The sequence below is a fragment of the Rhodobacter sp. SGA-6-6 genome (genome assembly GCF_011043545.1).
GTDB lineage: Bacteria > Pseudomonadota > Alphaproteobacteria > Rhodobacterales > Rhodobacteraceae > Pseudogemmobacter.
The window spans coordinates 146,073-164,601 of sequence record NZ_JAAKGP010000007.1 but is presented as its reverse complement, the minus strand read 5'-3'; the positions used below and the strand labels follow the sequence as shown (position 1 = coordinate 164,601).

The following is an 18,529-nucleotide window of genomic DNA, read 5'->3' as shown; positions in this document are numbered from 1 at the left end:
GCTTCAGCTTTGCTTAAGCCCGTTGCGTCACTCTGCCCCGGACGGAAGAACGGACGGGGATGATGCCGATGTATCTCAAGCGCGTCGACGGGCCGCGCCAGGTCACCTTGCCGGACGGGTCGATCCTCAGCCGGGCCGACCTGCCGCCCGCCGACACCCGCCGCTGGGTTGCCAGCCGAAAGGCGATTGTCGTCAACGCGGTGGTCCACGGCCTGATGACCCAGGCCGAGGCGCTGGAGCGCTATGCCCTGTCGGAGGAAGAGTTCGATCTCTGGCGCCGCGCGGTGGAAAGACACGGGGTGAAGGGGCTGAAGGTCACCGCGATCCAGAAATACAGACAACTTTAAGTTGTTTCCGGATTCCGCCCGGGCATAGTAACGCCGTATTAACCATTGGCCGCCAGTGTCGTTAAGGAAAATGACCCCAAGCCCCGGCAGACCAAGCGGAGTTTCCCCCGAATGCGCATCCTCCTCGTGGAAGACGATCCCACCACCTCGCGCAGCATCGAACTGATGCTGACCCACGCGAATCTCAACGTCTACTGCACCGACATGGGCGAGGACGGCATCGACCTGGCAAAGCTCTACGACTACGACCTGATCCTGCTGGACCTCAACCTGCCCGACATCCCGGGGCACGAGGTGCTGCGCCAGATCCGCCTGGCGCGGGTGTCGACGCCGATCCTGATCCTGTCGGGCTCCGACGACACCGAATCGAAGCTGAAGGGCTTCGGTTTCGGCGCCGATGACTACCTGACCAAGCCCTTCCACCGCGAGGAACTGGTCGCCCGCATCCACGCCATCATCCGCCGGTCCAAGGGGCACAGCCAGTCGATGATCCGCACCGGCAAGGTGAACGTGAACCTCGACGCCAAGACGGTGGAGGCGGAGGGAAAGCCGGTCCACCTGACCGGCAAGGAATACCAGATGCTGGAGCTGCTTTCGCTGCGGAAAGGGACGACCCTTACGAAGGAGATGTTCCTCAACCACCTCTACGGCGGCATGGACGAGCCGGAACTGAAGATCATCGACGTCTTCATCTGCAAGCTGCGCAAGAAGCTGGCCGAGGCGACGGGGGGCGACAATTACATCGAGACGGTCTGGGGCCGCGGCTATGTGCTGCGCGACCCGGCGGCGGAGGCCGCGCCCGCACCGCGGCTGGCCGCCAGCGCCTGACCGGCTTTACCTCCCGCCCCGGCCCGCCTAACCTTCGCGCCGCGTGGAATGGGGGGCACCGTGAAGCCAGTCGAGCAGCTGACCGAGACCGAGGCGAGGGCGGAGCTTGCCGACCTGGCCGCCCGCATCGCCGCCGCCGATACCGCCTATCATACACTCGATGCGCCGGAGATTTCCGACGCCGACTACGACGCCCTGAAACGCCGCAATGCCGAGATCGAGGCGGCCTTCCCGAGGCTGAAGCGGGAAGACAGCCCCTCGGACAAGGTGGGCGGGGCGGTGGCCGAGGGTTTCGGCAAGATCGCCCATGCGGTGCGGATGCTGTCGCTGGAGAACGCCTTCGAGGCGGGCGAGATCGTCGATTTCACCGAAAGGGTGCGCCGCTATCTTGGCCATGCCGGCCCGCTGCCGTTCACCGCCGAGCCGAAGATCGACGGGCTGTCGCTCTCGCTGCGCTATGAAGGCGGGCGGCTGGTGCAGGCCGCCACCCGCGGCGACGGCGCGGTCGGCGAGGATGTCACGGCGAACGCCCGCACGATTCCCGACATTCCGCAGCAGGTGACCGGCGCGCCGCAGGTGATGGAGGTCCGCGGCGAGGTCTACATGAGCCACGAAGATTTCGCCGCGCTGAACGAAAGGCAGGCCGAGGCGGGGGCCAAGACCTTCGCCAACCCGCGCAATGCCGCCGCCGGCTCCCTGCGCCAGCTGGACTCCGCCATCACCGCCGCCCGCCCGCTGCGCTTCTTCGCCTATGGCTGGGGGGAGCTGTCGGAGCCGCTGGCTGCGACGCAATCCGCTGCAATATCGCGCCTCAAGGCCCTGGGATTCCGGACAAATCCCCTGACCCTGCTCTGCGACGGGCCGGAGGCGATGCTGGCACATTACCGCAGCATCGAGGCGCAGCGGGCGACGCTCGGCTACGACATCGACGGCGTGGTCTACAAGGTGGACGACCTGGCCTTGCAGGGCCGCCTCGGCTTCCGCTCCTCCACCCCCCGCTGGGCCATCGCCCACAAGTTCCCGGCGCAGCTGGCCTGGACCCGGCTGGAGGCGATCGACATCCAGGTCGGCCGCACCGGCGCGCTGTCGCCGGTCGCCCGGCTGACCCCGGTGACGGTGGGCGGCGTCGTCGTCTCCAATGCCACGCTCCACAACGAGGATTACATCGCCGGCCGCGACAATGCCGGCCAGCCGATCCGCGACGGCAAGGACATCCGCATCGGCGACTGGGTGCAGGTCTATCGCGCCGGCGACGTGATCCCCAAGGTCGCCGACGTGGACCTGTCGCGCCGGCCCGCGGACGCCGCGCCTTACGTCTTCCCCGAGACCTGCCCCGACTGCGGCAGCCCCGCCATTCGCGAGCCGGGCGATTCCGTCCGCCGCTGCACCGGCGGGCTGATCTGCCCGGCGCAGGCCGTCGAGAAGCTGAAGCATTTCGTCTCCCGCGCCGCCTTCGACATCGAGGGGCTGGGGGCGAAGCAGGTGGAATTCTTCTACTACCTCGGCCGCATCTCGCGCCCCGCCGACATCTTCACGCTGGAGGAACGCGACGGCACCGACAGGGCGCTGGTCGCCGATCCGCAGGCGCGGTTGGCCGGGCCGGACGGGGCGCCGGCGCCCTGGGGCGAACTGCACGACAGGCTGGCCGAGATGCTGCGCGCCGCCGCCGTGCCGGTGGAGGAGGGCAATCCCGCCCATCTGGCCGCGGCGCTGCGCCATCTGGCGGCGGTGCCGCTGGCGCGGGTGAAGGGCTGGGGCGAAAGGTCCGCCGCCAAGCTTTTCGCCGCCATCGAGGACCGCCGCAGCATCGCCTTCGAGCGGTTCCTCTTCGCCCTCGGCATCCGTCATCTGGGCGAGGTGGCGGCGAAGGACCTGGCCCGGCACTACCGCGACTGGCCGGCGCTGGCCGCCGCCATCGACGCCGCCGGCCCCGCCGCGCTGCGCCACCTGCAGGCCGACGAGGCCGAGGCCGCCGAACGCGCCGCCGCCGCCGAGGAGGGCCGCCGCGCCCGGGTCAAGGAGGCGCGCGACAAGGTGTGGGAGGCCGACCCGCCGCCGCCCGAGTCCCGGGCCGCCTGGCAGGAGATGCTGGCGATCGAGGGGCTGGGGTCCGTCCTCGCCTCCGCCGTCGTCACCACTCTGGCGCCGGAGGGGCATGAGCGGCAGGCGGTGGACGACCTGGTTGCCCGGCTGCGCGAGATCGTGCCCCCCGCCGCCCGCGCCGCCGCCAGCCCGGTGGCCGGGCTGACCGTGGTCTTCACCGGCACGCTGGAGAAGATGACCCGGGCCGAGGCCAAGGCGCGGGCCGAGGCGCTTGGCGCCAAGGTCGCCGGCTCGGTCTCGGCCAAGACCGACCTGCTGGTCGCCGGCCCCGGGGCCGGGTCGAAGGCGAAGGAGGCCGAGAAACTGGGCATCCGCATGATCGACGAAGACGCCTGGCTGGCGCTGATCGGCGGATGAGCCGGCCCGAGGTCCTTTTCCCGCTGTTCGCGGCGCTGGAGACGCTGGACGGCATCGGCCCGAAGAGCGCCCGCGCCTTCGAGGGGCTGGACGTCACAAGGCCGAAGGACCTGCTGTTCCTCTTGCCCTATGCCGGGGTGGACCGCCGCCGCCGCGACTCGGTGCAGGGCGCGGCCTTCCCGACTACCGTTACCGTCGAAGTCACCATCGGCGCCCATTCCCCGCCCCGCCGCAAGGGCGGCCCCTACCGCATCGCCGTGCGCGATGCGCGCCTCGACTGGTCGGTGGTGTTCTTCCACGCCAAGGGCGATTACCTCGAACGCCTGCTGCCCCCCGGCCAGCGCCGGCTGCTGTCGGGCAAGGTGGAAACCTTCGACGGCATCCCGCAGATGGTCCACCCCGACCATGTTCTGCTGCCGCACGAGGCCGGAACCCTGCCGCCTTATGAGCCGGTCTATCCGCTGACCGCTGGGGTGACGCTGAAGCTGGTGCAGAAGGCGGTGCAATCGGCGCTGGCCCGGGCGCCGGAGCTGCCGGAATGGATCGACCCCGGCCTGATCGCGCGCGAGGGCTGGCCGGACTGGCGCGCGGCGCTGGCCCGCGCCCATGCGCCTGCCGATGCGGCGGGCCTCGCCGCCACCGACCCGGCCCGCCAGCGGCTGGCCTATGACGAGCTGTTCGCCCATCAGCTGACCCTCTCGCTGGCCCGCCAGTCGATGCGCCGCGGCAAGGGGGGGGAGAGCCACGGCACCGGGGTCTTGCAGGGCAGGGTGCTGCAAAGCCTGCCCTACCGTCCCACCGCGGCGCAGACCCGGGCGATTGCGGAAATCAGCGCCGACATGGCCACGCCCCTGCGGATGAACCGGCTGCTGCAGGGCGATGTCGGCGCCGGCAAGACGCTGGTCGCGCTGCTGGCGCTGCTGGTCGCGGTGGAGGCGGGCGGGCAGGGGGTGATGATGGCGCCGACCGAAATCCTCGCCCGCCAGCACCACGAGGGGCTGGCCCCGCTGGCCGAGGCGGCGGGGGTGCGGCTGGAGATCCTCACCGGCCGCGACAAGGGGGCGGAGCGGGCGGCCAGGCTGCGCGACCTGGCCGAGGGGAAGATCCAGCTGCTGGTCGGCACCCATGCGGTGTTCCAGAAGGATGTGGAATTCCGCGACCTCCGCCTTGCGGTGATCGACGAGCAGCACCGTTTCGGCGTTGCCCAGCGGATGGAGCTGGGAGCCAAGGGCCAAGCGGTCGACGTGCTGGTGATGACGGCGACGCCGATCCCGCGCAGCCTGGCGCTGGCGACCTATGGCGACATGGATGTCTCGGTGCTGGACGAGAAGCCGGCGGGCAGGAAGCCGATCCGCACCGCGCTGGTGACGGTGCCGCGGATGGACGAGGTGGTCGGCCATCTGCGCCGGGCGGTGGAGGAGGGGCGGCAGGCCTATTGGGTCTGCCCGCTGGTCGAGGAATCGGAGGTGATCGACCTCGCCTCGGCGGTGGAACGGTTCCAGTCCCTGCGGGCAGCGCTTGGGGAGGGCCGGGTCGGGCTGGTCCATGGCCAGATGCCGCCGGCCGAGAAGGACGCCGCCATGGCGCGCTTCGTGGCCGGGGAGACCGCGGTGCTGGTGGCGACCTCGGTGATCGAGGTGGGGGTGAACGTGCCCAATGCCACCATCATGGTGATCGAGCGGGCCGAGACCTTCGGGCTGGCGCAGCTGCACCAGCTGCGCGGGCGCGTCGGGCGGGGCGAGGCCGAATCGACCTGCCTGCTGATGTATCAGCCGCCCCTGAACGAGGGGGCGGCGCGGCGGCTGAAGGTGCTGCGCGACACCGAGGACGGCTTCCGCATCGCCGAGGAGGACCTGGCGATGCGCGGCGCCGGCGACCTGATCGGCACCGCGCAATCCGGCCTGCCCAAGTTCCGGGTGGCCGATCTGGAGCGGCAGTCGGCGTTGATGGCGGTGGCGCAGAGCGACGCCCGGGCGCTCTTGGCGGCGGACCCGGCGCTGGAGGGGCCGCGCGGGCGGGCGGCGCGGCTGCTGCTGTGGCTGCTGGATCAGGACCGGGCGATCCGGCTGATCTCGGTCGGGTAGGGTCTCGTCGGTGGTCTTCAACCGCTCCTCGACAGCGACGAGCGGACGAAGACCGGCGAGGAGCCGCAGGATGTTCCGCTCCCGTTCCTTAATGTTCTTAAAAAGTTCTTTACAGTCGGTCCCGGATGTGAGAACAATCAGGCAACAAGGAACAGGAGACCTGCGATGATCGCCCGACTCAAAGCCCTGACCACCGAACCCTCGCTGGCCGGCGACCTCTGCGGCATCGCCGCGCTGTTCCTGATGCTTTACGCCGCGCTCGCCCTGCCGGGCGCCGCCTGATCCTTTCTGCCTGCGGTCTGTTCCCCCGGCGCGCCCGCGTCCCTCTGTCCCGAGACCCGACGCCTCTGTCCTGCGCGCTCCAGACACGCCACTGCCGCCGTCACGCATCCCGTGACGGCGGTTTTTTCATGCCCCCGCGGCCTGTTCCGCCGCCTCCACCGCCGCCTCCAGCGCCAGCAGGATCGAGGCATGGCGGTTGCGGTAGTCGCGCGCCGGCAGCAGCACCTCGTAGCCGTCGAAGGGGGCGGGCGGCACCGGGCCGTTTTCCTTCAGCATCGCGGCCAGCGCATCGCGGGCGGCCCGCAACTCCTCAAGATTGCGACCGATCATCGCCCCGCCGGCGATGGCGGCCGAGGCCTGCCCCAGGGCACAGGCCCGCACCTCCTGCGCGAATTCGGCCACCCGCCCGTCCTTCAGCACCACATCCGCCGTCAGCACGGACCCGCAGAGCGGCGAGCGTTTCCGCGCGCTGCCCTGCGGCGCGGGCAGGCGGCCGAGATGCGGGATCGCCGCCGCCAGCGCCAGGATGCGCCCGGAATAGAGCCTGACCAGATCCATATCGCTCATCGCTTGCCCTCCGCCCGGCCTTATGTAATCCGGGGGACCCGCCCCGCCAAGGAGAAGACCATGGCCTTCGATCCCGCCACGCTGAAATTCGACGCCGCCGGGCTGATCCCCTGCATCGCGCAGGACCATGCTTCGGGCGAAGTGCTGATGCTGGCCTGGATGAACGCGGCGTCGGTGGCACGGACGCTGGAGACCGGCCGAGTGACCTACTGGAGCCGGTCGCGCGGGGCGTTCTGGGTGAAGGGCGAGACCTCGGGCCACCACCAGCGGCTGGTGGACCTGCGGCTGGACTGCGACCGCGATTGCCTGCTGGCGCTGGTCACGCAGGAAGGGCCGGCCTGCCACACCGGGCGACAGTCCTGCTTCTACACCGCGGTCAGGGGCGGCGAGGAGGTCATCCTCACCGAGCCGATGGCCTAGAGGCCCACCATCCGGCGGATGTCCTGCGGGCTGGCGCCCTCGGCGCGGAACTTCGCCAGCGCGCGGGCGTCGTCGCGTTTCGCCAGCCGCTTGCCGGCCTCGTCGCGGATCAGCCGGTGGTGGTGGTAGACCGGCGTCGGCAGGCCGAGCAGGTGTTGCAGGATCACCTGCACGGGGGTGAAGGCGAACAGGTCCTCGCCGCGGATGACATGGCTGATGCGCTGGTCGGCGTCGTCGAAGGCCGAGGCGAGGAAATAGGCCACGATATCCTCGCCCTTGCGCGACAGCACCACGTCGCCGATGTCGCGCATCGCGGTGTCCGGCTCCACCCGGTGCCGCCCCTGATGGGCGGGGCCGGTTTCGGTGAAGCCCAGGTCCGCGCCCGCCAGCGCCTCCAGCGCGGCGGCGAGGTCCAGCCGCAGCGCATCGCCGGGCAGGCGGGTCTCCATCGGGCGGCCCCGGCAGATGCCGGGGTAGACGTTGTGCTGCACGCCCTCCTGCGGCGCCGACAGCGCGGCGCGGATGTCGGAGCGGGTGCAGGAGCAGGGGTAGAGCAGCCCGCGCGTCGCCAGCGGCTCCAGCCGGGCGTTGTAGCCGGCGATATGCTCGGACTGGCGATGGATCGGGCCGTCCCAGCTCAACCCCAGCCAAGTCAGGTCCTCGACGATCCCGGCCTCGTAATCCGGGCGGCAGCGGTCCAGATCGGTGTCCTCCATCCGCAGCAGGAACCGGCCGCCGGCGGCGCGGGCCATGTCATGGGCGAGGATCGCGGAATAGGCATGGCCGAGGTGCAGGGGCCCGGTGGGCGAGGGCGCGAAGCGGGTGGTGAAGGTGGTGTCCCCGTCCCGGGCTTGACCCGGGACCTCCATGGTCGCCGGGTGCATGGGTTGAAAGCGAGGCCCCGGGTCAAGCCCGGGGCGGGGTTTTCCCCGGGGATCGCTCAGCCTGCCAGCCATGCGGTGAATGCCTGTTTCGCCCGGTCGGTATAGGCCTTGTAGCGGTCCTTGCGCCCCTTGCGGCCGCCCTTGGCGTCGATCGGGGGGAAGAGGCCGAAGTTGACGTTCATCGGCTGGAAGCTCTTCGCCTCCGCCCCGCCGGTGATATGGGTGACCAGCGCGCCCATGGCGGTTTCCGGAGGCGGCGGCGACACCATCCGCCCGAGGATTTCCGCCGCGGCCATCCGTCCGGCCAGAAGCCCCATGGCGGCGGATTCGACATAGCCCTCCACCCCGGTGATCTGGCCGGCGAAGCGGATGTGCGGGCGGGATTTCAGCCGCATCTGGCTGTCCAGCAGCGTGGGCGAGTTGATGAAGGTGTTGCGGTGGATGCCGCCGAGCCGGGCGAAACTGGCATCCTCCAGCCCGGGAATCAGTTTGAAGACAGAGGTTTGCGCGCCATACTTCATCTTGGTCTGGAAGCCGACGATGTTGTAGAGCGTGCCGAGCGCATTGTCCCGGCGCAGCTGCACCACGGCATGGGGCTTCACCTCCGGCCGATGGGCGTTGGTCAGGCCGACCGGCTTCATCGGGCCGTGGCGCAGGGTCTCGCGGCCGCGTTCGGCCATCACCTCGATGGGCAGGCAGCCGTCGAAGTAGCCGGCGGTCTCGCCCTCGCGGAACTCGGTCTTCTCGGCGGCCAGCAGGGCGTCGATGAAGGTCTCATACTGGGCCTTGTCCATCGGGCAGTTGATATAGGCGCGCTGTTCCTCCTCGGTCTCGCCCTTGTCGTAGCGCGACTGGCGCCAGGCCACCGACATGTCGATGGTCTCGGCATAGACGATGGGGGCGATGGCGTCGAAGAAGGCCAGCGCCTCGGCGCCGGTCGCCTGCCGGATGCTCTCCGCCAGCGCCGGGCTGGTCAGCGGGCCGGTGGCGACGATCCAGTTCCCGGACGAAGGCAGGGCGTCGACTTCCTGATTTTCGACGAAAATCAGGGGGTGGGCGCGGAGGCGTTCCGTCACCGCGGCGGCGAAGGGATCGCGGTCCACCGCCAGCGCGCCGCCGGCGGGCAGCCGGTGCCGTTCGGCCATCGCCATCACCAGCCCGCCGGCCGCCCGCATCTCCCAGTGCAGCAGCCCGACGGCATTGCGCTCGTGGTCGTCGGAGCGGAAGGAGTTGGAGCAGACCATCTCGGCGAAGTGGCCGGTGCGGTGGGCGAAGGTGGCGACCTTGGGCCGCATCTCGTGCAGCACCACGGGCACGCCCATGTTGGCCGCGGCCCAAGCGGCCTCGGACCCGGCCATGCCGCCGCCGATGATGTGAAGAGGTTCCGTCATGCGGGGGTAGATAGCCCCGCGGGCGGCGCGGCGCAATGGAGGAGGGGGCGGGCGACCCGCCCCCGGGCCGGGTCAGAGGCCCGGCAGCAGATTCAGCACCGAGCGGTCGTTGAAGGTGGCGCCGCGCTCGGCCCCGAAGGTCATCTTCGCGCCGATGCCGAAGAAGGGTTCGGACCCGGCCGCGCCGATGTCGGCGGAGCCGAGTTCGCCGGTCAGCGCCAGCCCGCTGGCCAGCGTGTATTGCCCGGTCAGCGACAGCCGCGAGAAATCGGTGCCGCCGATGTCGGCGTTGTCGTAGCGCAGCCCGATGCCGGCGATGTCGGAGAGGTCCCAGTCGGCACGGGCGCCGAAGACGAAGCCGTCCTCGGCGCTGTCCTTGGCATAGGTCAGGTAGCCCTCCAGCCCCAGAGCGCCGGTCTGGTGACCGACCTCGACCCCGGTGATGGAGAGGTTGCCGCCGTCCAGCCGGTCCTGGCCGAAATACATCCCCAGCGAGGTGATGTCGCTGGCGTGGTAGATGCTGTGCAGGCCGATGTTGTGCGCTTCCTCGTCGCTGAACCCGAAGTTCATGAAGCCGAGGTCGGCCTGCATCGAGAAGGCGGGCGAGAAGCCGACCTCGATCTGCCCGGCCAGCGTGGTCTTGTCGACCTTCTTCAGCAGGTTGTCGGTGAAGCCGGAATAGCCGAGTTCGACCGAGCCGCCGGTGATCTCGAACGCCTGCGCCGGGGTGGCGGCGAGGAGGAGGATGGAGAAGACTGCCCGTTTCATGGTGAATCCTTTCACTCTTTTCTGGCGCGCAGGTTAGGGGCCGCGGCGGGGAGAGTGAATCGGCGCGAGGCGGTTTTCCGGCAGGCGTTGCCGAGGAGTCACTTGGCGAAAAGCGCGGCGCGGTGCTGCGCGGTCAGGGCCTGCGGGTCGGAGGTGTCGAAGCCCAGGTCCGCCGCCTTGTCGAAGAAGCCGCGGGCCGGCAGGCCGCCGGCGAAGCGCCCCTCGCAAAGCGCGGCGCGCAGGGGAAGCCCCGCCCGCGCATCCGCCTCCATCAGCGCCTCCAGCGCGGCGGTCAGCTCGCCCATCCGCAGGCCGAGCTCTCGCGCCAGCGCGCCGTAGGCGATGGTTTCCCCCGCCGCCGCCAGGGCGGCGAGGCGGGATTCAAGCCTCGTCATCGCCCTGGTCGGCGACGCGGGCGACCGAGACCACTTCCTCCTCGGCGCCGACGTTGAAGACCCGGACGCCGCCGGCCGAGCGGGAGCGGAAGCTGACCTGATCGACCGGCACGCGGATCGACTGGCCGGTGGAGGTGGCCAGCATGATCTGGTCGCTGAGGCCGACCGGGAAGGAGGCGACGATGCGGCCGCCGCGCGGGCCGGGCGAGATGGCCTTGACGCCCATGCCGCCGCGGCCGCGGACGGGATAGTCGTGCGAGGACGACAGCTTGCCCGAGCCGCCGGCGGTGACGGTCAGGATCAGGTCCTCGGCCGCCGACATCTCGGCATAGCGTTCGGTCGACAGCTGGCCCCCGGCCACGGCTTCCTCTTCGTCGTCGGCCTCGTCCTCGGTCACCCCGGCCATCAGCCGGCGCTGCTTCAGATAGGCGGCGCGTTCGTCGGCCTCGGCCTCGAAATGCCGGATGATCGACATCGACACCACGCGGTCGCCTTCCGCCAGCCGGATGCCGCGCACGCCGGTCGAGCCGCGGGACTTGAACACCCGGATCTCCTGGGTCGAGAAGCGGATGGCGCGGCCGAGATAGGTCACCAGCATCACGTCGTCGTTCTCGTCGGCAATCGCCGCGTTCACCAGGGAGACCCCCTCGGGCAGCTTCATGGCGATCTTGCCGTTGCGCATCACGTTGGTGAAGTCGGACAGGTCGTTCTGCCGCACGTCGCCGTCCGAGGTGGCGAAGACGATCTGCAGGCTGGCCCAGTTCTCCTCGGGCTCGTCCACCGGCATCAGCGCGGCGATGGTGACGCCCGGCCCGATCGGCAGGATGTTGACCAAGGCCTTGCCCTTGGCGGTGCGGCCCGCCAGCGGCAGCCGCCAGGTCTTCAGCTTGTAGACCATGCCGTCGGTGGTGAAGAACAACAGCCAGGTATGGGTATTGGCGACGAAGAGCGTGGTCACCACGTCGTCTTCCTTGGTCGCCATCGAGGACAGGCCCTTGCCGCCGCGGTTCTGGGCACGGAACTCGGCCAGCGGCGTGCGCTTGATGTAGCCGCCCGAGGTGATGGTGACCACCATGTCCTCGCGCTCGATCAGGTCCTCGTCCTCCATGTCGCCGGACCAGTCGACGATCTCGGTGCGGCGGGGGACGGCGAAGGCGGCTTTCACCTCGCGCAGCTCGTCCGAGATGATCGCCATGATCCGGTCGCGCGAGCCGAGGATTTCCAGGTAGTCCTTGATCTGGCGGGCCAGTTCTTCCAGCTCGTCGGTGATGGTCTTGACGCCCAGCTGGGTCAGCCGCTGCAGTTGCAGGTCCAGGATGGCGCGGGCCTGGCGTTCCGACAGGTTGTAGGTGCCGTCCTCGTTGATCGTATGGGTCGGGTCGTCGATCAGCCGGATGAAGGGCGCGATCTCGTGCGCAGGCCAGCGGCGTTCCATCAGCCGCTCGCGCGCATCCGCCGGCGTGGCCGAGGCGCGGATGGTGGCGACCACCTCGTCCACGTTCGACACCGCCACGGCCAGGCCGCAGAGGATATGGCTGCGCTCGCGCGCCTTGCGCAGTTCGAAGGCGGTGCGGCGGGCCACCACTTCTTCGCGGAAGGTGATGAAATGATGCAGGAAATCCCGCAGCGTCAATTGCTCGGGCCGGCCGCCGTTCAGCGCCAGCATGTTGCAGCCGAAGGAAATCTGCATCGGGGTGAAGCGGAACAGCTGGTTCAGCACCACGTCCGGGGTGGCGTCGCGCTTCAGCTCGATCACCACCCGCACGCCGATGCGGTCGGATTCGTCGGCGACGCCGGAGATGCCCTCGATCCGCTTGTCGCGCACCATCTCGGCGATCTTCTCGATCATCGCGGCCTTGTTGACCTGATAGGGCACCTCGTCGACGATGATCGCCCAGCGGTCCTTGCGCACCTCCTCGACATGGGTGCGGGCGCGGATGATCACCGAGCCGCGGCCCTCCAGATAGGCCTTGCGGGCGCCGGAACGGCCGAGGATCAGGCCGCCGGTGGGGAAATCCGGCGCCGGGATGATCTCCATCAGCGCTTCCATGCCGATGTCGGGGTTCTCGATCATGGCAAGGGTGCCGTCCACCACCTCGCCCAGGTTGTGCGGCGGGATGTTGGTCGCCATGCCGACGGCGATGCCGCCGGCGCCGTTGACCAGCATGTTGGGGAAACGGGCGGGAAGGACGGTGGGTTCCTGGTCCTTGCCGTCGTAGTTGTCCTGGAAATCGACGGTGTCCTTGTCGATGTCGGCCAGCAGAAAGGCGGCGGGCTTGTCCATCCGCACCTCGGTATAGCGCATGGCCGCCGCCATGTCGCCGTCCATCGAGCCGAAGTTCCCTTGCCCGTCCAGCAGCTTCAGCGACATGCTGAAGGGCTGCGCCATCCGCACCAGCGCGTCGTAGATCGCGCTGTCGCCGTGGGGGTGGTATTTCCCCATCGTGTCGCCCACCGGACGGGCCGACTTGCGGTAGGGCTTGTCATGGGTGTTGCCGGTCTCGCTCATCGCGAAGAGGATGCGGCGGTGCACCGGCTTCAGCCCGTCGCGCAGGTCGGGGATGGCGCGGGCGACGATCACGCTCATCGCGTAATCCAGGTAGGCGGTCTTCATCTCCTGGACGATGTCGACCTGCGGGCCGTGCCAGCCCGGCCGTTCCGGCTTTTCGCCAGAGATTTCGGTATCTTCGGGGGTATCGCTCACGGTCTGCCCTTGCTGGCCCCTCGGGCCCAAGATTTGGTTGGCGGCAGGTTACACCATACCGCAGGTGGGGTGCAATGGCAGGGGGTGCAGGGCGCTGGCAGCCGCCGGGGGTGACTGACAACAGATTGAAATCGTTGATAAAGAATTCATCTGTGGCATGATTCAGATGGGGGAGACCAAAGGAGGACACCCCATGCAGGCACAAGAGACAGAGCTGATGCTGAAAGGATACGGCCTGACCACGGCCGAACTTTTCTACCGGATGCCGGATTACCGCAATGTTCTCAACACCTTCGTCTGGCAGGACTACGATCTGGCGCCGGACTATCCCGGGCTGTTCCGCTTCATCGAGTTCTGGCAGGAGAACATCGAGGGGCCGCTGCATTCGGTGCGCTTCACCCACAGGAAGCTGATCGCGCCCGCGGAATGGCGCAACGTGGTGGGAGAGTTCCGGCTGCATTGATCTTGCGCAGGCCGGTCGGCCTGCGTAAGGGCGCGGGATGAGCCGCCTCGACCCTCCCATCCGCGCCCGCAGACGCGCCCTGACCGGGCCGGACGACCTGATCCGCGAGGGTCTGGCCGCGCCGGAGGATCGCGACGTTCTAGAGCGGGTGGCCGAGGGCTTCCGCATCCGGGTCAGCCCGGCGATGGCGGCGCTGCCGGGGCAGGGGGTGCGGGCGCAGTTCCTGCCGCAGGCGGCGGAGCTGGAAGTGCGGCCCGAGGAACTGGCCGACCCGATCGGCGACGACGCGCACCGCCCGGTGCGCGGCCTGACCCACCGCTATCCCGACCGGGTGATCCTGCACGCGACGCAAACCTGCGAGGTCTATTGCCGCTTCTGCTTCCGCCGCGAGGCGGTGGGCGAGGCCGGCGCGCTGGCCGAGGCGGAATTCGTGCAGGTGCTGGACTACCTGCGCGACCATCCGCAGGTCTGGGAGGTGATCCTGACCGGCGGCGATCCGATGGTGCTCTCGGCCCGGCGGCTGAAGGACATGCTGGACCGGCTGGCGGAGATTCCCTCGGTGCAGGTGATCCGCTTCCACACCCGCGTGCCCGTCGTGGCGCCGGAGAAGATAACCCCGGCGTTGGTCGCGGCATTGGACATCCGCCCGGCGGTCTGGGTGGTGGTCCACACCAACCATGCCGACGAGATCACCCCCGGGGCCGAGGCCGCCTTGTCGCGCCTCGTCCGGGCCGGGGTGCCGCTCCTGTCGCAGACGGTGCTGCTGAAGGGGGTGAACGCCGACCCCGACACGCTGGAGGCGCTGTTCCGCGCCCTGATCCGCAACCGGGTGAAGCCCTACTACCTGCACCACCCCGACCTGGCCAAAGGCACCGCGCATTTCCGCCTGCCGATCGCCGAGGGCCAGCGGATCATGGCGGCCCTGCGCGGCCGCCTCTCCGGCACCGCGCTGCCGACCTATATCCTCGACATCCCGGGAGGTTACGGCAAGGTTCCCATCGGGCCGGGGCATCTGGAGCCGCAGGAGGACGGCAGCTGGACCGTCACCGACCCGCAGGGGCGCCGGCATTCCTACCGCGATCTCTAGGCGGCAAGCCCCGGGGCTTTGCCCCGGACCCCAGGATATTTACGGACAGATGAAAAGCCCGATGGATTTCATCTGTCTCCAAATATCCCGGGGGTCCGGGGGCTGGCCCCCGGCGGGCGGTCACTTGGACCGCGTCGGCCGGTCGAAGACCTTCTTGCCCATCAGGCTGCCCACCAGGTCCACCATCAGCCGCGCCGTCATGCCGCGGTCGTCGAGGAAGGGGTTCAGCTCCACCAGGTCGAGCGAAGTCACGAGGCCGCTCTCGTGCAGCAGCTCCATCACCAGATGCGCCTCGCGGAAGGTGGCGCCGCCGGGGACGGTGGTGCCGACCGCCGGGGCGATGGAGGGGTCGAGGAAGTCCACGTCCAGGCTGACGTGCAGCATCCCGCCTTCCTCGCGGCAGCGGGTCAGGAACTCGCGCAGGGGGGCGACGATGCCGCGCTCGTCGATCACCCGCATGTCGTTGATGGCGATGTCGCATTCCTGCATCGCCGCCTGTTCGGCCGGGTCGACCGAGCGGATGCCGAACATGCAGATGCGATGCGCCGGGACCGGGGCGGGGAAGGGCGGGAAGGCGTCGAAACCGTCGCGGCCGGCGATATAGGCGAGCGGCGTGCCGTGCAGGTTGCCCGAGGTGGTGGTCAAGGGCGTGTGGAAGTCGGAATGCGCGTCCAGCCACAGCAGGTAGAGCGGCCGCCCCTGCCGTTCGGCGAAGGCCGCCGCCCCGGCCGCGGAGCCGAGCGCCAGCGAATGGTCGCCGCCCATGACGATGGGGAAGCCGCCCTGCGACAGCGCGTCGTCCACCCGGTCGGCCAGCGCCGTGGTCCAGCCCACCGTCTCGGCCAGCAGATGCACCGCCGGATTGGGGCAGGAGACCTGCGGCAGGTCCGGCAGCGCCAGGTCGCCCCAGTCCTCGACCCCGTGGCCCTCGGCGGCGATCTCGCGGGCGATGCCGGCCACGCGGTAGGCGGCAGGGCCCATCAGGCAGCCGGGCCGCTTCTGCCCCGAGTCGATGGGGGCGCCGATCAGGATGGTTCTGGGCATGGGGTCCTCCGGTTGAGGGAAGGGATACACGGAAGGGCACGGTCTTGCCATATGGTCGGCCGGTCTCCGGGTGGAAAGCGGCGGATGCCTCCGGCGGGGATATTTAAGTCCAGAAAGAGGGCAGAGGCTTTCTCCTCTTTCTGGACTTAAATATCCTCAGGGGTATGCCATCGGTTTCGCCATCGGTTCGAGAAACCGATGGCATGGGGGGCAGAATGCCCCCATCAGCCGACAGCAGCCGCAGGAGACTCCACCGGCCGCAACCAAAGGAATGCCGCGGCAGCGGCGCCGCCGGGTCACCGATGACAGGATTGCGACCCATGCGCGCAGGGCATTGGAAGCGGCCGGGCGCGGGGGTAGGATGGGCCACCTTGGGGAGAACCGGATGATCGTCGAGCTTGGGCATTTCGCGCTGATCCTGGCGCTGATGGTGGCCGCGGTGCAGGCCGTGCTGCCGCTCTGGGGCGCGCAGACCCGCAACGGCGCCTTGATGGGCTTGGCCGCGCCCGCCGCGGTGGCGCAGTTCCTGCTGGTCGCCGCCGCCTTCGGGGTGCTGACCTGGGCCTTCGTGGTGTCGGATTTCTCGCTGGCCGTGGTCACCGCCAATTCCCACACCCTGAAGCCGATGCTCTACAAGATCAGCGGCGTCTGGGGCAACCACGAGGGCTCGCTGCTCCTTTGGGTGCTGATCCTGGCGCTGTTCGGCGCCTCCGCCGCCTGGTTCGGCCAGAACCTGCCCGCGGCGCTGAAGGCCCGCGTCATCGCGGTGCAGGGGATGATCGGCGCGGCCTTCCTCGCCTTCCTGATCTTCACCTCCAACCCGTTCTGGCGGCTGCAGGTGCCCCCCCTGGACGGACAGGACCTGAACCCGCTGCTGCAGGACCCGGGCCTCGCCTTCCATCCGCCCTTCCTCTACCTCGGCTACGTGGGCCTCTCCATGGCCTTCAGCTTCGCCGTCGCCGCGCTGATCGAGGGCCGGGTGGACGCCGCCTGGGCCCGCTGGGTGCGGCCCTGGACGCTGGCGGCCTGGATCTTCCTGACCATCGGCATCGCCCTCGGCTCCTGGTGGGCCTATTACGAGCTCGGCTGGGGCGGGTTCTGGTTCTGGGACCCGGTGGAGAACGCCAGCTTCATGCCCTGGCTGCTGGCCGCCGCGCTCTTGCATTCCGCCATCGTGGTGGAAAAGCGCGAGTCGCTGAAAAGCTGGACCATCCTGCTGGCGATCATGGCCTTCGGCTTCTCGCTGATCGGCACCTTCATCGTGCGGTCCGGCGTCATCACCAGCGTCCATTCCTTCGCCTCCGACCCCGAGCGGGGGGTGTTCATCCTCGCCATCCTCGCCTTCTTCACCGGCGGCGCGCTGGTGCTCTACGCCGCCCGCGCCGGGGCGATGGAGGCGAAGGGACTTTTCGCCATGGTCAGCCGGGAAAGCGCGCTGGTGGCGAACAACATCCTGCTGGCCGTCGCCGCCTTCGTGGTCTTCATCGGCACGATCTGGCCGCTGGTGGCCGAGATCACCTCCGGCCGCAGCATCTCGGTGGGCGAGCCCTTCTTCAACGCCGCCTTCACGCCCTTCTTCGTGGCGCTGGCGGTGATCCTGCCGCCGGGCGCGATGCTGGCCTGGAAGCGCGGCGACCTGCCGCGCGCCCTGCGCAGCCTGGCGCCGGTGGCGGTGCTGGCGGTGGCGCTCGGCGGCCTCGCCTTCGCCTTGCAGACCGGACGCTCGGCGCTCGGCCCGGTGGGGGCGATGCTGGGGGCCTGGGTGGTCTTCGGCGCGCTGCGCGACCTCTGGGCCCGCACCGGGCGGTCGGGAGACCGGCTCGGCCGGCTGCTGCGGCTGCCGCGGGCCGACTGGGGCAAGGCCACGGCGCATTGCGGCCTGGGCGTGGTGGTCTTCGCCGTGGCGGCGATGAACGCCTGGGCGGTCGAGGACATCCGCGTGGCGCAACTGGGCGAGACCTTCCCGCTGGGCCGCTACGAGGTGACGCTGAAAGAGGTGCGCGAGGAGCCGGGGCCGAACTACACCTCCACCACCGCCGAGATGGTGGTGACGCGAGGGGGGGCGCAGGTCGCGGTGCTGCACCCGGAGAAGCGGGTCTATCCAGTGCAGGCGATGCCGACGACCGAGGCCGCCATCGACTACGGGTTCCTGCGCGACCTCTACCTGGTGATCGGCGATCCGCAGCAGGGCGGCGGCTGGGCGGTGCGCGGCTACGTCAAGCCCTTCGCCAACTGGCTCTGGGGCGGTGCGCTGCTGATGGCGCTCGGCGGGCTCCTGAGCCTGACCGACCGGCGCTACCGGGTGGCGGCGGGCGCGCGCCGGGTTCCGGCGGGAGTGCCGGCGGAATGAGCGGTCGGGCCAAGGCATGGGCGCTGGCTCTGGCGCTGTCGGCGGTGCCGGTCTTCGCGGTGCAGCCGGACGAGATGCTGGCCGATCCGGCGCTGGAGGCGCGGGCGCGGGAGATCAGCCGCTCGGTGCGCTGCCCGGTCTGCCAGGGCGAAAGCATCGACGATAGCAATGCCCGCATCAGCCGCGACCTGCGGATCATCATCCGCGAAAGGCTGGTGGCGGGGGATACGGACCAGCAGGTGCTGGATTTCCTCGTCGCCCGCTACGGCGAATTCGTGCTGTTCGACCCGCCGAAATCGGGCGCGAACCTGATCCTCTGGCTGGCCGGCCCGGCGGTGCTGCTCTTGGGCGGCGGCATCGCCTTCGCCGCCTTCCGCCGCCGCGGCAAGGTGCCGGAAGAGGGGCTGACGGCGGAGGAACAGGCGCGGCTGGAGGAAATCCTGAAGCGCTGAGGC

At 69.6% G+C, this 18,529-nt stretch carries 16 protein-coding genes; 9 read left to right on the top strand and 7 right to left on the bottom strand.

The window, feature by feature from the left end; all coding sequences use genetic code 11:
- The first annotated feature begins 68 nt into the window (after positions 1 to 68).
- From G5B31_RS14330 to recG, 4 genes are all read left to right on the top strand, one after another.
- Positions 69 to 347, top strand: a complete 279-nt coding sequence (locus G5B31_RS14330; RefSeq protein WP_165018844.1) for a DUF1153 domain-containing protein — start codon at positions 69 to 71, stop codon at positions 345 to 347.
- 111 nt (positions 348 to 458) lie between these two features.
- Positions 459 to 1,175 carry a response regulator transcription factor CtrA gene (ctrA, locus tag G5B31_RS14325; RefSeq protein WP_165018842.1) on the top strand — a complete coding sequence of 239 codons (717 nt, stop codon included), beginning with the start codon at positions 459 to 461 and terminating at the stop codon, positions 1,173 to 1,175.
- A gap of 60 nt (positions 1,176 to 1,235) precedes the next feature.
- Positions 1,236 to 3,635: an NAD-dependent DNA ligase LigA gene (gene ligA / locus G5B31_RS14320; RefSeq protein WP_346763918.1), complete on the top strand. Its 2,400-nt coding sequence runs from the start codon at positions 1,236 to 1,238 to the stop codon at positions 3,633 to 3,635.
- The gene (gene recG / locus G5B31_RS14315; RefSeq protein WP_165018838.1) at positions 3,632 to 5,719 is read left to right on the top strand and encodes an ATP-dependent DNA helicase RecG; all 2,088 of its coding nucleotides are present in this window, start codon (positions 3,632 to 3,634) and stop codon (positions 5,717 to 5,719) included. The genes ligA and recG overlap by 4 nt, the downstream gene beginning before the upstream one ends.
- A gap of 408 nt (positions 5,720 to 6,127) precedes the next feature.
- On the opposite strand, the gene G5B31_RS14310 is transcribed toward recG, so the two are convergent.
- Complete coding sequence (locus G5B31_RS14310; protein WP_165018836.1) at positions 6,128 to 6,568, bottom strand: iron-sulfur cluster assembly scaffold protein; 441 nt, start codon at positions 6,566 to 6,568, stop codon at positions 6,128 to 6,130.
- Between the two features lie 60 nt (positions 6,569 to 6,628).
- On the opposite strand from G5B31_RS14310, the gene hisI reads away from it, so the two are divergent.
- Positions 6,629 to 6,988 (top strand): phosphoribosyl-AMP cyclohydrolase, encoded by a 360-nt coding sequence (hisI, locus tag G5B31_RS14305; RefSeq protein WP_165018834.1) that lies wholly within the window; start codon positions 6,629 to 6,631, stop codon positions 6,986 to 6,988.
- On the opposite strand, the gene gluQRS is transcribed toward hisI, so the two are convergent.
- The 5 genes from gluQRS to gyrA form a co-directional block, all read right to left on the bottom strand.
- Positions 6,985 to 7,857, bottom strand: a complete 873-nt coding sequence (gene gluQRS, locus G5B31_RS14300; RefSeq protein WP_165018833.1) for a tRNA glutamyl-Q(34) synthetase GluQRS — start codon at positions 7,855 to 7,857, stop codon at positions 6,985 to 6,987. The two genes, hisI and gluQRS, sit on opposite strands and share 4 nt — an antisense overlap.
- 71 nt (positions 7,858 to 7,928) lie before the next feature.
- Positions 7,929 to 9,263 carry a methylenetetrahydrofolate--tRNA-(uracil(54)-C(5))-methyltransferase (FADH(2)-oxidizing) TrmFO gene (trmFO, locus tag G5B31_RS14295; protein WP_165018831.1) on the bottom strand — a complete coding sequence of 445 codons (1,335 nt, stop codon included), beginning with the start codon at positions 9,261 to 9,263 and terminating at the stop codon, positions 7,929 to 7,931.
- Between the two features lie 72 nt (positions 9,264 to 9,335).
- The gene (locus G5B31_RS14290; protein WP_165018829.1) at positions 9,336 to 10,031 is read right to left on the bottom strand and encodes a hypothetical protein; all 696 of its coding nucleotides are present in this window, start codon (positions 10,029 to 10,031) and stop codon (positions 9,336 to 9,338) included.
- A 98-nt stretch (positions 10,032 to 10,129) separates the two neighbouring features.
- Positions 10,130 to 10,426 carry a hypothetical protein gene (locus G5B31_RS14285; RefSeq protein ID WP_165018827.1) on the bottom strand — a complete coding sequence of 99 codons (297 nt, stop codon included), beginning with the start codon at positions 10,424 to 10,426 and terminating at the stop codon, positions 10,130 to 10,132.
- The gene (gene gyrA / locus G5B31_RS14280) at positions 10,413 to 13,130 is read right to left on the bottom strand and encodes a DNA gyrase subunit A (RefSeq protein ID WP_165018825.1); all 2,718 of its coding nucleotides are present in this window, start codon (positions 13,128 to 13,130) and stop codon (positions 10,413 to 10,415) included. The genes G5B31_RS14285 and gyrA overlap by 14 nt, the downstream gene beginning before the upstream one ends.
- Before the next feature lie 193 nt (positions 13,131 to 13,323).
- Between gyrA and G5B31_RS14275 the strand changes: the two genes are divergently transcribed.
- Together G5B31_RS14275 and G5B31_RS14270 are read left to right on the top strand one after the other, a co-directional pair.
- Positions 13,324 to 13,593: an usg protein gene (locus tag G5B31_RS14275; RefSeq protein ID WP_165018823.1), complete on the top strand. Its 270-nt coding sequence runs from the start codon at positions 13,324 to 13,326 to the stop codon at positions 13,591 to 13,593.
- Positions 13,594 to 13,630: 37 nt separating this feature from the next.
- Positions 13,631 to 14,680 (top strand): lysine-2,3-aminomutase-like protein, encoded by a 1,050-nt coding sequence (locus G5B31_RS14270; protein WP_165018821.1) that lies wholly within the window; start codon positions 13,631 to 13,633, stop codon positions 14,678 to 14,680.
- A gap of 120 nt (positions 14,681 to 14,800) precedes the next feature.
- On the opposite strand, the gene rocF is transcribed toward G5B31_RS14270, so the two are convergent.
- Positions 14,801 to 15,724, bottom strand: a complete 924-nt coding sequence (rocF, locus tag G5B31_RS14265) for an arginase (protein ID WP_165018820.1) — start codon at positions 15,722 to 15,724, stop codon at positions 14,801 to 14,803.
- 385 nt (positions 15,725 to 16,109) lie between these two features.
- On the opposite strand from rocF, the gene G5B31_RS14260 reads away from it, so the two are divergent.
- Both G5B31_RS14260 and G5B31_RS14255 read left to right on the top strand, forming a co-directional pair.
- Complete coding sequence (locus G5B31_RS14260) at positions 16,110 to 18,074, top strand: heme lyase CcmF/NrfE family subunit (protein WP_165018818.1); 1,965 nt, start codon at positions 16,110 to 16,112, stop codon at positions 18,072 to 18,074.
- Complete coding sequence (locus tag G5B31_RS14255; protein WP_165018816.1) at positions 18,071 to 18,526, top strand: cytochrome c-type biogenesis protein; 456 nt, start codon at positions 18,071 to 18,073, stop codon at positions 18,524 to 18,526. The genes G5B31_RS14260 and G5B31_RS14255 overlap by 4 nt, the downstream gene beginning before the upstream one ends.
- The last annotated feature ends 3 nt before the right edge of the window (positions 18,527 to 18,529 follow it).

Coding starts and splice junctions, on each gene's coding strand:
- G5B31_RS14330 (WP_165018844.1), top strand. CDS start 69: ATGTATCTCAAGCGCGTCGACGGGCCGCGCCAGGTCACCTTGCCGGAC.
- ctrA (WP_165018842.1), top strand. CDS start 459: ATGCGCATCCTCCTCGTGGAAGACGATCCCACCACCTCGCGCAGCATC.
- recG (WP_165018838.1), top strand. CDS start 3,632: ATGAGCCGGCCCGAGGTCCTTTTCCCGCTGTTCGCGGCGCTGGAGACG.
- G5B31_RS14310 (WP_165018836.1), bottom strand. CDS start 6,568: ATGAGCGATATGGATCTGGTCAGGCTCTATTCCGGGCGCATCCTGGCG.
- hisI (WP_165018834.1), top strand. CDS start 6,629: ATGGCCTTCGATCCCGCCACGCTGAAATTCGACGCCGCCGGGCTGATC.
- gluQRS (WP_165018833.1), bottom strand. CDS start 7,857: ATGGAGGTCCCGGGTCAAGCCCGGGACGGGGACACCACCTTCACCACC.
- trmFO (WP_165018831.1), bottom strand. CDS start 9,263: ATGACGGAACCTCTTCACATCATCGGCGGCGGCATGGCCGGGTCCGAG.
- G5B31_RS14290 (WP_165018829.1), bottom strand. CDS start 10,031: ATGAAACGGGCAGTCTTCTCCATCCTCCTCCTCGCCGCCACCCCGGCG.
- G5B31_RS14285 (WP_165018827.1), bottom strand. CDS start 10,426: ATGACGAGGCTTGAATCCCGCCTCGCCGCCCTGGCGGCGGCGGGGGAA.
- G5B31_RS14275 (WP_165018823.1), top strand. CDS start 13,324: ATGCAGGCACAAGAGACAGAGCTGATGCTGAAAGGATACGGCCTGACC.
- G5B31_RS14270 (WP_165018821.1), top strand. CDS start 13,631: ATGAGCCGCCTCGACCCTCCCATCCGCGCCCGCAGACGCGCCCTGACC.
- rocF (WP_165018820.1), bottom strand. CDS start 15,724: ATGCCCAGAACCATCCTGATCGGCGCCCCCATCGACTCGGGGCAGAAG.
- G5B31_RS14260 (WP_165018818.1), top strand. CDS start 16,110: ATGATCGTCGAGCTTGGGCATTTCGCGCTGATCCTGGCGCTGATGGTG.
- G5B31_RS14255 (WP_165018816.1), top strand. CDS start 18,071: ATGAGCGGTCGGGCCAAGGCATGGGCGCTGGCTCTGGCGCTGTCGGCG.